Origin of the sequence: Paenibacillus sp. UNC451MF (assembly GCF_000686845.1) — a bacterium.
Lineage (GTDB): Bacteria > Bacillota > Bacilli > Paenibacillales > NBRC-103111 > Paenibacillus_S.
This window is the reverse complement of record NZ_KK366025.1, coordinates 131,552-146,480: the sequence shown is the minus strand read 5'-3', so window position 1 is coordinate 146,480 and position 14,929 is coordinate 131,552. Positions and strand designations below refer to the sequence as shown.

The following is a 14,929-nucleotide window of genomic DNA, read 5'->3' as shown; positions in this document are numbered from 1 at the left end:
TATGATGAAAAAGCTGCTGGGCCGCGTGTCGGGAACGTTCCATCTTTTGCTGATTAGCATCGGGTTTAGTGTCGTCGGCGGTATGCTCATGATTCTGGAGTCCGCCAGCTTGGCTCGTCTGGTACATGATGCTTTCCTGGAGGGACTTGGCGTCTCCTCCTTGCTGCCGATCTTCGGCGTTCTGCTGGGCTGGATTGCCCTGCGCGCGCTCATACAGTCGATGAGTGATTATGCGGCATCCCAAACGGCAATGCGTATCAAAAGCGAGCTACGTCAACAATTGTTGCACAAGCTTGTCGCTCTTGGCCCCAATTATGCCAAGGGAGAGCGGAGCGGAGAATTGATCGGCACGATATATGAAGGTGTGGAACAATTGGAGGCATACTTGGCGCGTTATCTACCCCAAATGGCATTGTCCATGCTCATTCCTGCCGCCATATTTTGCGTAACGGCCAATTTGGACTGGATTTCCGCCATCGTGCTAGCAGTGACATTGCCGCTGCTAATCTTGTTCATGATTCTCGTGGGCCTAGCAGCTAAATCCAAGGCGCAGCGCCAATTTGAGCGGCTTGGTCAGCTCGGAGGCCATTTTATGGATGTGCTGCGCGGTCTGACCACTTTGCAAATATTCAATCGAAGCCGTGCGCAGATCGGGATTGTCTCGCAAATAAGCGAAGAATACCGGAAGACGACAATGGGAACTCTGCGCCTTGCATTTTTATCTTCCTTTGTTATGGAAATGTTCGCAACGCTGAGTACCGCTATTGTTGCAGTATTCCTGGGACTGCGGCTCATCAGCGGTGAAATTGGTTTTGAGCATGCATTTCTTGTTCTTCTCTTAACGCCAGAGTTTTACGCTCCCGTGAGGGCACTGGGAACACAATTTCATGCCAGCACGAACGGGATGGCCGCGGCATCACGCATAATAAGCATCTTGGAAGCGGGGCTACCTGAACCCGCAAGACCGGGAGAAGGTTTAAAGCTGGAGGCAAAGCCAAACGGCTATCGTATTGAATTCAGGGACGTCAATCTGACGTATCCCGGTGCAGCGAGTCCGGCGTTGTCTAAGCTTACCTTTACACTGGAACCTGGCGAGCGAATTGCCGTCATTGGTCCTACAGGTTCTGGAAAAAGCTCGCTGCTGGATGTACTGCAAGGCTTTGCTCCTCCAACGAGCGGAAGCGTGTGGATTGACGGAGTGAATATGTCGTCTCTGTCAATGGAAGATTGGCGAAAGCAATTGTCGAGTGTGAATCAAAATCCCAAGCTATATTACGGAACCTTACGGGGAAACTTGACTCTGGGATGTACGGCTCCTATATCCGATGAGCATATGGCTGCGGTTCTACAGGCAGCGGGCGTTGATTTTACGAATCAGCTTCCTGACGGTATGGATACGATTATGGGTGAATCTATTCCACTATCAGGGGGGCAAATTCAACGAATCGCTATTGCACGAGCGCTTCTGAAGGACGCGCCGCTGCTGCTGCTGGACGAACCTACGTCAGGCTTGGATTTATGGCTTGAAGCTGTCGTACGGCGAGGCCTGGATTTGCATTTGCATGGTCGTATGTCCGTAACGGTTGCGCACCGATTGGAGACGGTTCAACAAGCAGACCGCATCATCGTAATGAATCGTGGGCGAATCGCCGAGATGGGAACCCCTGCCGAGCTGCTGGCAGCCGGAGGACTGTACGCTCGAATGATGCTTGCATTGGAGCAAGAAAAGACAGAGCACGACTTCATCGAATCGAGCTCAGGGGTCTGGAAGGAAGCTCAAGAGAATGAGGAGAGGCATGGAAATCATTATGCAAAACAGGATGAGGATAAGTCACTTAGCCGCCGGGTAGAGCAAGGTCTCTTGCGTCGCGTCCTGACTTTCTTACGACTTTATCGGGGAAGGATGCTTGCAGCGGTATTGCTTGGATGCCTGACGATAGGTGCAAGCATCGGTCTGATGGGAACATCGGGTTACCTGATTGCCCAGGCTGCTTTGCGTCCGGAATCAGTGCTGTTATTATGGGTTCCTATAGTAGGTGTTCGGTTCTTCGGCTTGTCCCGTGGCGCATTCCGGTATCTGGAGCGGCTTGTTTCACACGATCTGACATTCCGTATACTTCATCAAGTACGCGTATGGATTTATGAAAGCTTAGAGCCAATGGGCGTAAGACTGCTTGAAAAAAGACGCAGCGGTGAGCTGCTCCAGTCACTTATCAGCGACGTAGAACAGCTGCAGCATATGTATTTGCGCGTCCTGGCTCCTCCGCTTATTGCTTGTGTAACAGGCGCTCTGGGCTGCATCCTGCTCGCTGTGCATCAGGTGCAGTTAGGGCTGATCCTCATGGGAATGCTGATGATATCCGGCATTGGTCTTCCTTGGCTCAGCTCCAAGCTGGGCAGGGAGCCTGGCAAAGCTATTGCTCGTCAGCAAGCACAGATGTATGCACAAACGAGTGATCTGCTCATGGGCATGAAAGACCTTCTTATTTTCGGTCAGGATCAAGATCGATTGTCTGCTATTAGGCATCAGCAAACGCAGGTGAATAGGAATCAGACCCGTGCAAACCGTGTCGGCGCCATAGTGAATGGAGCCATGCTGGGAGCGGCCCATTTGAGTATGTGGCTGGTCCTGTTGGCCTCAGTCCATTTTACCCGCACAGGTCAAATAGAGCCCGTGTATATTCCGGCCCTTATCCTGATGACGCTCGCTTGCTTTGAAGCTGTCATTCCGCTGCCGTCAGCCTTTCAACAATTGGGGCAAATGTTGTCCTCAGCTAGCCGACTGTTTCACTTGGTCGATGAGAGTAAGGCCATAAACCTTCATCATTCAGAGCAGCTTCCATCCGCTGAGAATATTCAGGAGGAGGCAAATGACTGGGAAGTGGAGGTCAGAAATGTTTCTTATCAATATGAACAGGGGAGAGAGTACGCCCTTCACAACTTGTCCTTAACTTTAAAGCCAGGGCGTCGGATCGCTGTCGTCGGTGAAAGTGGCGCAGGCAAAAGTACGCTGCTCCAGCTGCTCCTGGGCCTCAGGGAATGCACGGAAGGAACCATTCGCCTGAATGGCCGGGAGCTTCAGGGTCTGCCGGATGCGTTCATCCGTTCCCAGTATTCGGTTGTTTCTCAGGAGGTGCATTTGTTTAACGCATCGGTTGCGGCCAATCTTCGTTTAGGCTGTCCTGAAGCGACGTATGAACAACTGCGGCAGGCAGCGCGTTGGGCGCTGATTGACGATACGATCATGAATTTACCACAAGGCTACGATACGGTTATCGGTGAACGAGGAGGTCTGCTATCCGGAGGAGAACGGCAGCGTTTGGCTCTAGCTCGCGCCCTGCTTCGGCGGACACCGGCACTGCTGTTGGATGAGCCAGTCACGGGACTAGACGTGTTGACCGAGCAAGCTTTCATGAGCAATCTGGAACGGATATGGAAGCAAAAGGCCGTCGTGTGGATCACGCATAAGCTATCTGGTCTCGATCGGATGGATGAAATTCTAGTGATGCATAACGGAGAGGTTAAAGAGCGCGGGACTCATAAACAATTACTTCGGCTTGAAGGCTACTATTATCGTCTATGGCAGTTGGAGAAAGAGAAGGATTGTCTGTTCTCAAGCTTCCATAAAGCGGAAGTACGAGATAATGACACGCTGCTGCTCGCTTAACCGTGGAAAAAACGTACAATGAGGCTGTAGGCGTCGCTTTGAACCAGGATATCAATACCGCGTTGCGGTCGGCAGAAGCAAATAAATAAAAGAAGAGCAAGTGCTCCAGGCCCTGTATAAAGGGCATAGGAGTACTTGCTTTTTTATAACTTCAATTCATGGAGTTTAGCGATCTATGCATAAGGATAGGACCCTATTCTTGCATGAGGAAGGTCTTCAAATGCCTGGATAGCAGCGTTAGCGACTATGACATCGTTCGCGCTCGTACTCCCACTGACACCAATCCCACCGATGAATTTCCCATTCCATTCGATCGGAATGCCTCCACCCAACACAACGATCCGTCCATGGTTCGTCGTATTAATACCATAAGACTCCGCATTGGGCAGGGCGGCTTTGGCCAGATTAGCCGTCGGTACTCTCATGGCTAGCGCTGTCCAGGCCTTATCCTGGGCAATAGAGATGCTTCCTAGCTTGGTGTCATCCATCCGCTGAAAAGCTAACAGATTGCCGCCCTCATCGACGATGGCGATTGACTCGTTAATGCCAAGCTCTTTCGCCTTTTGCTCGGCGATCCTCATTAAATATTTGGCGATTTCTAATGACAAAATAGACATTTGCTTCGCTCCTTCAACTACGGTCACTTGCCTACTGCATAGATTATGCAAGGATCGAGCAAGGGGTTCTAAGTATCTATTTTAGTCTAGTCATAAGTGGTGTCCATCATGTATTACCATTTGATGCAGCTAGATAAATAGATGGATTTGTGCAATGATTAGATTATAATAGAGTAGAATATAATAATAGAAGGATACAGCGATGAAAAAATTCAAAAAGTTTTATATTGAAATAACTAGTGTGTGTAATCTGGCTTGCACCTTCTGCCCTCCGACGAAGCGGGAAGCCAATTTTATTAAAATCGACGCGTTTACTCATATACTGGATCAAGTGCGTCCTCATACGGATTATATTTATTTTCATGTAAAAGGAGAGCCACTGCTTCATCCGAAGATCGATCAGCTGCTAGATTTAAGCCATGAGCGCGGGTTTCAGGTGAATTTGACTACGAACGGAACGTTAATTCCTAAGGTAAAGCACAAAATACTGATGAAGCCGGCCCTGCGTCAGGTGAATATTTCTTTGCACAGCTTTGACGGACATGTGGGGTCTACGGATAAGGAAGGCTATATCTCTAACGTCCTTTCATTTGCCAGAGAAGCTTCCGAGAAGAACAACGTCACTATTTCATTACGACTGTGGAATCTGGATACGGATAATGCTACGAATGCAGAGCGGAGCCGAAATCGAGAGATTCTCAAGATGATAGAGGACGAGTTTCAGTTGGATTATAAAATTGAAGAGAAAGTCGTTCGCGGCAGCGGTACTAAGATTGCTGAGCGCATCTATATGAATCAGGATCATGAATTCCAATGGCCGGATCTTAAAGAGGATGAGGATGACGGAAAAGGCTTTTGCCATGGGCTGCGCAACCAAGCGGCGATTTTGTCCAACGGAACGGTAGTTCCGTGCTGCCTCGATGGCGAAGGTGTAATTAATTTAGGAAATGTGCACGACAAGCCGTTCGCAGAGATTATTGAGGGTGAGCGGGCGAATAGGCTGTATGATGGTTTTTCGCGGAGAGAAGTTGTTGAAGAGCTATGCAGAAAGTGCGGCTACCGCAGAAGATTTAATATGTAAACATGTTACAGTATGTCCATCTTGGATGGTCATGCTGTATTTTTTTTATGAGTGATATATGAACATGAAGCAAAAAGAAATGAAGACTGGACATTTATTGTGATTATGCGCCGTTATATGCTTCATAAGAAGCATTTGTATAAAATTAGGAAAACTATCGGAGGCGTAACTATGCAGTCAGATGTTACAGTATGGCAAGACGAAGCTGCTATCGAGCTAGTGCATAAAGGGATGGACATTCGAGTAGGCTATCCTGCTCTATTGGCACCTGGGGATGCTTATCCGAGCGTTGCAGTAACCGCAAACAACGGAGGGAGTGTCACGGTAAAAATCATTCATCTGCTCACAGGTGATGTTGTAGCATCCGTTGTGAACCGGAGCATTGAAGCATATGAGCAAACATTGGTCTGCTTTGGTGAAGAGTCCGAGCTGTTGGGAAGCTATAGAGTGGACGTGGAGCTTTCGCTTAAGGGGAAGGCGAATCGGAGCGATCTTTTCTATTTCACTGTCCTCTCGGAGCTTCCAGCCCTCAGCAGCAAGGCTGCTTACACTAACGAAGCAGGTGCTATGGTATATTTACCAGATTTTCGTGGTAATCGGCTTCCAGACTTCTCAGGAGTCGGATATCGAGGGGGCGGCACAGCCATTCCGGACGTACCGGTTCAGGCAACTTTATTCCCTATACCTGGAGATAATACAAGCCAAATTCAAGAAGCGATTGATCGCGTATCTCACCTCCCATTAGATTCTAATGGCTTTCGGGGAGCTATCCTATTGTCCAAAGGTGTTTATGAGATCGCCTCGACCTTAGAAATAAGAGCTAGCGGGGTCGTACTGCGAGGAGAAGGTCAGGGAGAAGTTCGGAAGCTGTGGTACGATCCGGACCAATGTGCAACCCTTGAGCAGTTGAAAACTCAATTAGAGGGACAAGAAGCGACGATTCTCATAGCTACTGGAAACGAAAGGCGAAGAGTAATCAAAATTCACGGTTCGGAAGCAGCATTTCGGGAAAAAATAGGAGAAAGCAGCGAAATCATCGACAGCTATGTACCCGTTGGCGCCAACACCTTCCGCGTGGAGCAACCTGAAAGATTCAGCGTTGGGGACGCCATTATAGTTCAGAGAAGCGGCAATGCAGCGTGGATTCACGAAATTGGGATGGATAGCATTCCACCGCGTTCTGACGGCTCCAAGATAACCCAGTGGTCGCCGTTTGAGCTCGAATTTGAACATGTCATCACAGGGATTGAAGGAAATCAGATCACTGTCGATTCCTCTTTGATGAATGCGATTGAAAGCCGCTGGGGTGGAGGAAGAATCTATAAGTTCGATGATACAGCCCGGATTCACGAGGTTGGATTGGAAAACTTGAGGGGTATCGCGTTCTGGGTACCGAATACTGACGGCGTTGATGACACGCGCCATGCCAACGAGTTTGTTGACCTGGATTATTGCAAAAACGGCTGGGTTCGGAATGTGACGCTTGAGCATTTTAACAGCACCAACGGCGCTTTCAGGACAGGTAGAGGATCCAAATGGATTACGATACAGGATAGTTCCAACCTGATTGCCGACAAAAAGTTTTACAATGGCAAAGGTTATGATCCTACCGGTCGCACCTTTTATGAGACGAATATTTATGTAGGCCGTTATGGTTTTTATTTGATCGGGCAGTCGGGACTGGTGCTTCGCTGCTTTGCGCTGAACAATCGTCATGGTTTTACGCTGGGATCCAGAGTGACAGGACCAAATGTATTCCTGGATTGTGAAGGTGAGCAGCCGTTGACCTGGAGCGAGCCGCATCATCGGTGGTCGGTTGGCGGCTTGTATGATAACGTTCACGATATGATCTCGCTTATGAACCGTTTGAACATGGGCTCCGGTCATGGTTGGGCGGGGGCGAATTATGCAGCCTGGAATACGGAAGGTACGCTGGTCGCCCATCAGCCTCCAACAGCACAGAACTGGTCTATTGGTCATATCGGGAAAAAAGATAACGGCGGTAACCGCGGCCCGGATGGCTTCTGGGATTCCCATGGGGAGCACGTGGAACCGCGAAGTCTATATCTGCAGCAGTTAAAAGATCGGCTCGGTGAGTCGGCGTTGCAGCGGATTGGTTATGGTAAAGGTTTGTAGAGATACTGGATAGTTTTAATTAGTTGTGACGGTAAGGCTTTGCTTTTGCAAAGCCTTATTTTAGTTGGGACAGGACAGTTACACACGTATGAAAGAGGATGTAAGTTTTATTAAAATTTAGGTTTATCCGATTTTTTCTTGCTTCTTTTAAAAATCAAGTCTATAGAAATGTAAGTAATTGCAATTAAAATAACGTAAAATGAGGTGTCTTTAAATCTCTCGAAATTAAAATTTTTAACATACATTATAAACCCAAGGAGATAAGTGCCTAGCGTTATTGAGGAAAATATTGTGAACATCCTTTGGTTCACTTTTTTAAGCTTTTTAAAAGGAAGAAGCGTTATATATAAAGTTGCAAAAAAGGATGATGAGCATTAAAAACATAGCTGCACCTCTGATGTTTTAATATGTCCATAAGTTTAGGGATGTTTAGTCTCGCGGATTCACCTCACCAGAGCTTTATTAAATACCCATTGCGTTAAAAATAAACCAACCAATTATTAATGATATTATCAAAAATAATCTCATGAAACATCCTTTATGGCGTTTGACTCGTCACCGCCTCAGAAAATTTTATAATAATTACGCCAAAAAATGCAATTATTTTCCACATAAAACCTGTACAATAGTAGCATATAAAGTAAGCGCTATCATAAAATGAGAGATGCTCCTTGTGCCTTACTATTTACATTGTATAGGAGGTTATCGATATGAATACAAAAAAACGATTGCCTATTGTTGGAGCATTCCTAGCTATTGCAGTATTGACGGCGTGTACGAGCCAACCGAAGGACGATAACACGGCACCACAGCCGAATAATCCTACTCCATCCAAGGAACCGATTGCTGATAAGAGCAGCGAGAAGGCTGATCTTGTTGTTTACGGCGGAGCAGGCAATACGGAGGAGGAGTTCAACAATCGCTGGGGGAATGCGTTAAAAGCCAAGTTTCCTAATTACAACCTGAAATACATTATGAATCAAAAAGGAAGCACGCTGCCTGAGCTCATTACAGCCGGTCAACCGATTGACATCATCTTCGACTCGATTGGAGGTGCTGCGGGCAACCTGATTCAGAACGAATTCCAGTTCGACATAACCGATCTCGTCAAAAAGCACAATGTAGATTTAAGTCGATTTGAACCTACTTTTCTCGAAGCAACGAAGCAATTGGGTGGATTGTACGGACTACCCGTCAATGGGGGCGGCCTTGTTTTATACTATAACAAAGATATATTCGATAAGTTCGGCGTAGCTTATCCGGTGGACGGGATGACTTGGGACGACCTGCTGGCCTTATCCAAGAAAGTGACGAAGAATGAGGGTGGGAAGCAATATGCCGGATTTGCGACCTCCGTAACTCACCCGATGAGAATGAATCCTATGTCGATGGATATTGTAGATAAAACAACGTTGAAAGCTGCCGTCGAAAATGACAAGTGGAAGCAATTCATACAAAATGTCATTGTCGATCCAATCGTTCAGGATGCGGGCTACAAGACGTTTATACAGGAAAAGAAAGGCATGCTCTTTACGAACGATTTTGCTAAGGAGCAGAATTTGGCCATGTTTGCTATGAATTTCGGCTTGCAATATGCGGTGAAGGAATTCGAAACGCTGAATTGGGATATGGTCTCTCTGCCTACTTTCAAAGATAAACCGGGTATCGGTTCACAGCCTTACCCTAACTTTTTCTTCATCACCGCTTCCAGCAAGTATAAGGATGCTGCGATGGAGGTGCTGAAGTATGTAACATCGGATGAGCATGAGTTGATTGAATCCAAGAAAGGAAACATTCCGGTTCTGAAAAATGAAGAGATTAAGAAAGTATTCGGTCAAGATACCGCATTTAAAAATAAAAACATGAAAAATGCAGTGTTCCATAATCCTTTTGCCGCGCCTCATGCGAGAACGATTTATGATGATAAAGTCATCGGGGCTATTGACGCGAATATAAAAAAAGTCATCTATGGAGAGGCGGATCTGAATACTGCCTTCCGTGTGGCCCAGGAAGAGGCGAACAAGGCAATTGATGAAATGAAGCTGAAGAAATAACCAAGTGTGCAGCAGTGATTGTTCATATAAACCTAGCGCCAGCCGCTAGGTTTTCTTGCTATGGTTGAGATCGGACAAGCTGACTGAAAATTCAGCAATTTGGTGTTGACAAAAAGCGGGAAACCGCGTTTAATTAAATACAACTAATCAAATAGGAATTATATAGTATCGACCGGATGGACTGGAGATACATCTGCTTCTGTAAGAAGCCGGATGTATCTTTTTTCTTTTCCATGGAGGCTGCGTATGAATATTGAAAGTATTGAGGCATTCGTTTACGTCATTCATTTTAACAGTTTTAATAAAGCAGCGGATGCGCTGTTCCTTTCTCAACCTTCCATCTCAGCACGCATACAGACACTGGAACGGGAGCTGGACGTCAAGCTTTTCGAACGGGAGGGGAGACATTTTACTTTGACAGAGAAGGGAAAGCAATTCCTCCCTTATGCACAACAAATCTTACAATCCATGAAAAAAGGGAAGCAGCAGCTTCAGCAAATGAAGGCTGCTCTAAACGAGATAACCATAGGCTGCACCGTTTCTGTTTCAAACTATATTATTCCTGAGCTGGTGCCTGTCATCCAAAGAAAATTTCCTGAGCTCCAGTTAAAGCTCATTACGGCTTCAAGTGAAGCGATTATGGAGAAATTGATGAACAAGGAAATCGATTTGGGCTTGACACGCAATATGACACATCCGCACATGGATTCCGTCAAGTTTTATGAAGATCCCATTCGGCTGTTCGTTCATGAGAGCCATCCATTTCTGGAAATGGATCATGTATCGATTGAAGATGTAGGCAAACAACCGTTAGTGTTCTTCGAATGCGGCTCTCTTGACTGGATGAAGCTTCATCGATGGTTCGAAACATTGGATCATCCGCCGAATATTGCTTTCCACATGGACAATTTGGAGACGGCCAAGAAGCTAATTTTGAAACAGGTAGGAGTCGGCTTCCTGCCTTCGTTGTCAGTAGCGGAGGAAGTAAAGGCTAGGCGACTGTTACCCATTGATGTCCCTTCGCTTGCCAGTCTTTCCTTGAGAACCAACTTGATTGCACGTAAAGGGGAAGGCACTGACTTTTACAAACCGTTTTTGGAGATTAGCAGGGAGATTCTTTTACAGTCAACTTTTCCATAGAATGTTTGAATTCAAGGATAGAAAAAGCCTATTATCCAGGCCGTTGACGCTCTATTAGGGCAATGATAAGCTTTATTCATGCAAATAAAACCGACAAATCCAATAGGAAATATGGTTATTTTAATTTGCGAGGAGGAGTGGAATTTGAGTCTTAAATTAAGCATTCTGGATCAGAGTCCAATAGACGAAGGGGAGACGGCCGAAGAAGCATTCCGCCATACAGTAGAGCTTGCAAAAAAGGCGGAAGAGTTAGGTTATTATCGCTTTTGGGTATCTGAGCACCATGACTCGGATAAATTGATGGGGTCTTCTCCTGAGGTTCTGATTTCCTACTTACTGGCGCATACGAAGCGAATTCGGATCGGCTCCGGTGGGGTAATGCTTCAGCATTACAGCCCCTACAAGGTGGCAGAGAATTTTAACGTGCTTGCCTCACTTGCCCCTGGACGGGTAGATCTTGGTATCGGCAGGGCGCCAGGAGGACTGCCAAGGTCAACGAAGGCGCTGCAGCAGGAAAGCTACAGGGGAGCGAAGCCGTTGGAGGAGAAGCTCGTTGAGCTGGAGCAGTACCTTACTAGCAGCCTGCCAGAGAGCCATCCGTTATATGGAGTGAAGGCGGTGCCGGCTCCTCAAACCTCTCCAGAGCTATTTTTACTTGGCACGAGCGCATCCAGCGCAGCCCTGGCAGCACAAACCGGAATTCCCTATGTATTTGCAAAGTTTATAAACGGTGACGAAGCTGTGATTGACCACGCACTGCGTACTTATCGCTCGAAGTTTACTTCTCGCCATGGGGCAAAGCCGCAGGCGATATTGGGAGTATCTGTTATTGTAGCGGATACGGATGAAGAAGCTAAAGCATTGGCTGTTGATTCCAAGCATGTGAAGATCCAGCTGGAAAACGGAAGGACCATTAATGTAAAAAGCTTGGAGGCTGCTGAAGAGTATGGTAGACAGTCCGACGAGAAATTTACAGTCGAAGTGAAGGATGCACCCATCATTCATGGCTCGAAGCATACGGTTCGTGAGCAGCTGTTGGATCTTCAACGGCGCTATGCTGTAGATGAGCTGGTCATTATCGTTGCTATGAAAAGCTTTTCTGAAAGACTTCATGCCTATGAGCTGCTGCAGGAGGCTTTCTCGGAATTGACGGTGTAGCTATAAGCTGCCTGTCGTAAATAGAACATTATACATTTAAGGGAGGAATTACAGTGAGTAAAAATAGACAAATCAAATTCGGTGCAATCATCCATGGCGTAGGTGGAAATATGGCGGCTTGGAGGCATCCGAAAGCGACCGCCGATGCAAGTGTGAATTTCGAGTTTTATAAGCAGCAGGCGCAAAAAGCCGAAGAAGGCAAATTCGACTTAGTGTTTATCGCAGATGGTCTGTACATTAATGAGAAATCGATACCGCATTTTCTAAATCGGTTTGAACCGATCACTATCCTGTCAGCGCTCGCTGCGGTAACATCCCGTATCGGTCTTGTCGGAACGCTGTCCACTTCCTATAGTGAACCGTTCACGGTAGCAAGGCAGTTTGCTTCACTCGATCACATCAGTCATGGGCGAGCTGGCTGGAACGTAGTCACTTCACCGCTGGAAGGCTCAGCTCTCAATTTCAGCAAAACGATAGAAGAGCATCCTAATCATCCGAAGAGATACCGCATTGCTACCGAATACCTTCAAGTGACGAAGGGGTTATGGGATTCTTGGGAGGATGATGCGTTTGTCCGGGATAAAGAATCCGGTGTCTTCTTTGATCCGAATAAGCTGCATCGGTTGGATCATAAAGGCGAGTTTTTCTCGGTCCAAGGACCGCTCAATATCGGCCGATCCAAGCAAGGTCAGCCTGTCATCTTCCAAGCAGGGTCATCGGACGACGGCAAAAACCTGGCAGCCAAAGAAGCGGATGCCATTTTCACCGGACATCCAACGTTAGCCGATGCGCAGCAATTTTATCAGGATGTAAAGAACAGAGCCGTTTCGTTCGGTCGTTCTCCTGACGATATTGTGATCTTGCCCGGCATCAGCCCGATTATTGGTCAGACCGAAGAAGAGGCAGAACGTAAATATCAGGAAATTGTGGACCTGATAAGCATAGAAAAGGCGCTGGATTACCTCGGAAGATATTACGAGCATCATGATTTTACTCAATATCCGCTGGATGAGCCATTCCCTGACCTGGGTGATCTGGGCAAGAACAGCTTCCGCAGTACAACGGACCGGATCAAGAAAGAAGCGGAGGAGCAAGGCTTGACACTGCGCCAAGTAGCACTAAGAGCAGCTACGCCAAAGACCCAATTCATCGGAACGCCGGAGCATGTCGCTGACCTCGTACAGGAGTGGTTTGAAGGGCGCGGGGCGGACGGGTTTATCATTGGTTCGGCGGTTCCGAACGGATTGAATGATTTTGTCGAGCATGTCGTGCCGATCCTGCAGGAGCGGGGTATTTACCGAAATGAGTACGAAGCCGATACGCTGCGCGGTAATTTAGGTTTAAATATCCCTGTAAACAGATATGCAAAGCAGGAAATTCGTAGTTAGACTAGAGTGGAGTGGATAGGATGATAATGAAATCGTTACTATGGATGAAATATATAGCGTTGGGGTCCGTCTTGCTGCTTACCTTATCTGGGTGCGTCAAAGACGGCGGAGCTGCAGCAACGGGCTCAACACAAAATGCCAATGGGCAGCCTGCGGCACAGGGTGGGGACCTGAGCTTTGCGTTAGCGACTTCGCCAGATACGCTCGATCCCCATCGGAGCGGGCTTGCTGTAGCCGTTAGAGTGATCCGAACGATCTATGACAGTCTGGTCGTCCAATTGCCGGACAATACGATCAAGCCTTGGCTCGCTACGGAATGGTCGATATCACCTGACGGCAAAAGTTATACCTTCAAGCTGCGCAAAGACGTAGTTTTCCAGGACGGAACTCCCTTTAACGCTGAAGCGGTTAAATTCAACTATGACCGAATCATTAATCCGGAGACAAAGGCAAGCAATGCGTTAGCCCTTATCAGACCTTATAAGTCTTCTGAAGTTATTGATGAATATACGATTAAGCTGAATCTGGAAACACCGTCGACTGCATTTCTGGGCAATTTAAGCCAAGCGCTTCTGGGTATCGTATCTCCTACGGCCGCCAAGCAGTACGGAGACGATTTCGGCAAGCATCCTGTAGGGACCGGACCGTTTACTTTTGTTAAATGGAACGAAAATGCGGATATTCAGGTTGCAAGGAGCTCTAATTACCATTGGGCGCCCGATCTTGTCGACAATAAAGGGCAAGCCTATTTGGATAAAATTACGTTCAAGATTGCACCCGAAGAAGCAACGCGCATTGGGAGCGTTCAGAGCGGTCAAGTGCTGGTAGCGGAGACCGTTCCACCGCAAAATGTACTCTCCCTCAAAAATGATCCGAAGACGCAGCTTCTTCAAGTCAATACGGTTGGCTTACCGTACACGCTTTTCTTCAATCAAAGAAGAGCGCCATGGAACGAAGTGAAGGCAAGACAGGCGGTGCAGTACGGGCTCGATGTGGATGCCATTGTCAAAACTTTGTACCTGGGAACCTATCCTAGAGCTTGGTCGGCTCTGTCGCCAGGAATTTTCGGATACGATGTTTCCTTGGAAAATGCAATTAAACCGGATATCGCCAAAGCCAACAAGCTGTTTGATGAACTGGGATGGGTGAAAGGCGCAGACGGAATCCGTGAAAAAGACGGCAAGAAGCTGACGCTGCATTACGTAGACGGTTCTCCGAACCGTGAGAAGCGCAACGATATCGCTGTTATGGTACAGCAGCAGCTGAAGCAGCTAGGTATAGTGGTGGAGGTTGAAATTACCAAGGATACGGCAACGGTCGTCTACAAGAACGGGGCACATGATTTGTACGGTAACAGCCAGGTCAATTCCGACCCCGATGCGCTTCGTAACTTCTACCATACGCAGGACCCGAAAGCTACCAAGCTCACCATTGCCGGAGCATCGGACCCGGAGCTTGATAAGCTGCTGGAGCAGGGAACCGTGGAACAAGATCCTGCCAAGCGTGCCGATATCTATAAAAAGGTTCAGCGTAATTTAAGCGACAATGCCGTTATTATTCCAGTTTATGTATTTCCATACACGGTAGCGGCCTCCAAAACCGTTAAAGGCTTGAAGTTCGATTCCCTAGGCTACCCGTTATTCAATGATGTAACCATTCAAAAATAAGCAATGAAGGAGTTCATGGTT

Annotated in this window: 9 protein-coding genes; 8 read left to right on the top strand and 1 reads right to left on the bottom strand. The window is 47.3% G+C overall.

Annotation, left to right across the window (positions count from 1 at the left end; translation table 11 throughout):
* Window position 1: 1 nt before the first annotated feature.
* A complete protein-coding gene (cydD, locus tag BP97_RS0133135) occupies window positions 2-3,667 on the top strand; it encodes a thiol reductant ABC exporter subunit CydD (protein WP_028552914.1) in 3,666 nt (1,221 codons plus the stop codon).
* Window positions 3,668-3,840: 173 nt separating this feature from the next.
* On the opposite strand, the gene BP97_RS0133130 is transcribed toward cydD, so the two are convergent.
* A complete protein-coding gene (locus BP97_RS0133130) occupies window positions 3,841-4,284 on the bottom strand; it encodes a GlcG/HbpS family heme-binding protein (RefSeq protein ID WP_028552913.1) in 444 nt (147 codons plus the stop codon).
* Between the two features lie 202 nt (window positions 4,285-4,486).
* On the opposite strand from BP97_RS0133130, the gene BP97_RS0133125 reads away from it, so the two are divergent.
* The 7 genes from BP97_RS0133125 to BP97_RS0133090 all read left to right on the top strand — a co-directional run bounded on the left by BP97_RS0133125 (window position 4,487) and on the right by BP97_RS0133090 (window position 14,908).
* Complete coding sequence (locus BP97_RS0133125; RefSeq protein WP_028552912.1) at window positions 4,487-5,365, top strand: radical SAM/SPASM domain-containing protein; 879 nt, start codon at window positions 4,487-4,489, stop codon at window positions 5,363-5,365.
* Window positions 5,366-5,536: 171 nt separating this feature from the next.
* Complete coding sequence (locus tag BP97_RS38335; RefSeq protein ID WP_051621166.1) at window positions 5,537-7,501, top strand: hypothetical protein; 1,965 nt, start codon at window positions 5,537-5,539, stop codon at window positions 7,499-7,501.
* Between the two features lie 710 nt (window positions 7,502-8,211).
* Window positions 8,212-9,555 carry an ABC transporter substrate-binding protein gene (locus tag BP97_RS0133110; protein WP_028552910.1) on the top strand — a complete coding sequence of 448 codons (1,344 nt, stop codon included), beginning with the start codon at window positions 8,212-8,214 and terminating at the stop codon, window positions 9,553-9,555.
* A gap of 246 nt (window positions 9,556-9,801) precedes the next feature.
* Window positions 9,802-10,695: a LysR family transcriptional regulator gene (locus BP97_RS0133105; RefSeq protein WP_028552909.1), complete on the top strand. Its 894-nt coding sequence runs from the start codon at window positions 9,802-9,804 to the stop codon at window positions 10,693-10,695.
* Between the two features lie 144 nt (window positions 10,696-10,839).
* Complete coding sequence (locus tag BP97_RS0133100; protein ID WP_028552908.1) at window positions 10,840-11,853, top strand: LLM class flavin-dependent oxidoreductase; 1,014 nt, start codon at window positions 10,840-10,842, stop codon at window positions 11,851-11,853.
* Between the two features lie 53 nt (window positions 11,854-11,906).
* Window positions 11,907-13,241, top strand: coding sequence for an LLM class flavin-dependent oxidoreductase (locus BP97_RS0133095; protein ID WP_028552907.1), 1,335 nt, complete (start codon window positions 11,907-11,909; stop codon window positions 13,239-13,241).
* A gap of 26 nt (window positions 13,242-13,267) precedes the next feature.
* Entirely contained in the window at window positions 13,268-14,908 is a 1,641-nt protein-coding gene (locus tag BP97_RS0133090; protein ID WP_442952411.1) for an ABC transporter substrate-binding protein, read from the top strand.
* Window positions 14,909-14,929 lie beyond the last annotated feature (21 nt).

What these genes read in the sequence shown, in the direction of transcription:
- cydD (WP_028552914.1), top strand. Translation starts at nt 2, where the DNA reads ATGATGAAAAAGCTGCTGGGCCGCGTGTCGGGAACGTTCCATCTTTTG.
- BP97_RS0133130 (WP_028552913.1), bottom strand. Translation starts at nt 4,284, where the DNA reads ATGTCTATTTTGTCATTAGAAATCGCCAAATATTTAATGAGGATCGCC.
- BP97_RS0133125 (WP_028552912.1), top strand. Translation starts at nt 4,487, where the DNA reads ATGAAAAAATTCAAAAAGTTTTATATTGAAATAACTAGTGTGTGTAAT.
- BP97_RS38335 (WP_051621166.1), top strand. Translation starts at nt 5,537, where the DNA reads ATGCAGTCAGATGTTACAGTATGGCAAGACGAAGCTGCTATCGAGCTA.
- BP97_RS0133110 (WP_028552910.1), top strand. Translation starts at nt 8,212, where the DNA reads ATGAATACAAAAAAACGATTGCCTATTGTTGGAGCATTCCTAGCTATT.
- BP97_RS0133105 (WP_028552909.1), top strand. Translation starts at nt 9,802, where the DNA reads ATGAATATTGAAAGTATTGAGGCATTCGTTTACGTCATTCATTTTAAC.
- BP97_RS0133090 (WP_442952411.1), top strand. Translation starts at nt 13,268, where the DNA reads ATGAAATCGTTACTATGGATGAAATATATAGCGTTGGGGTCCGTCTTG.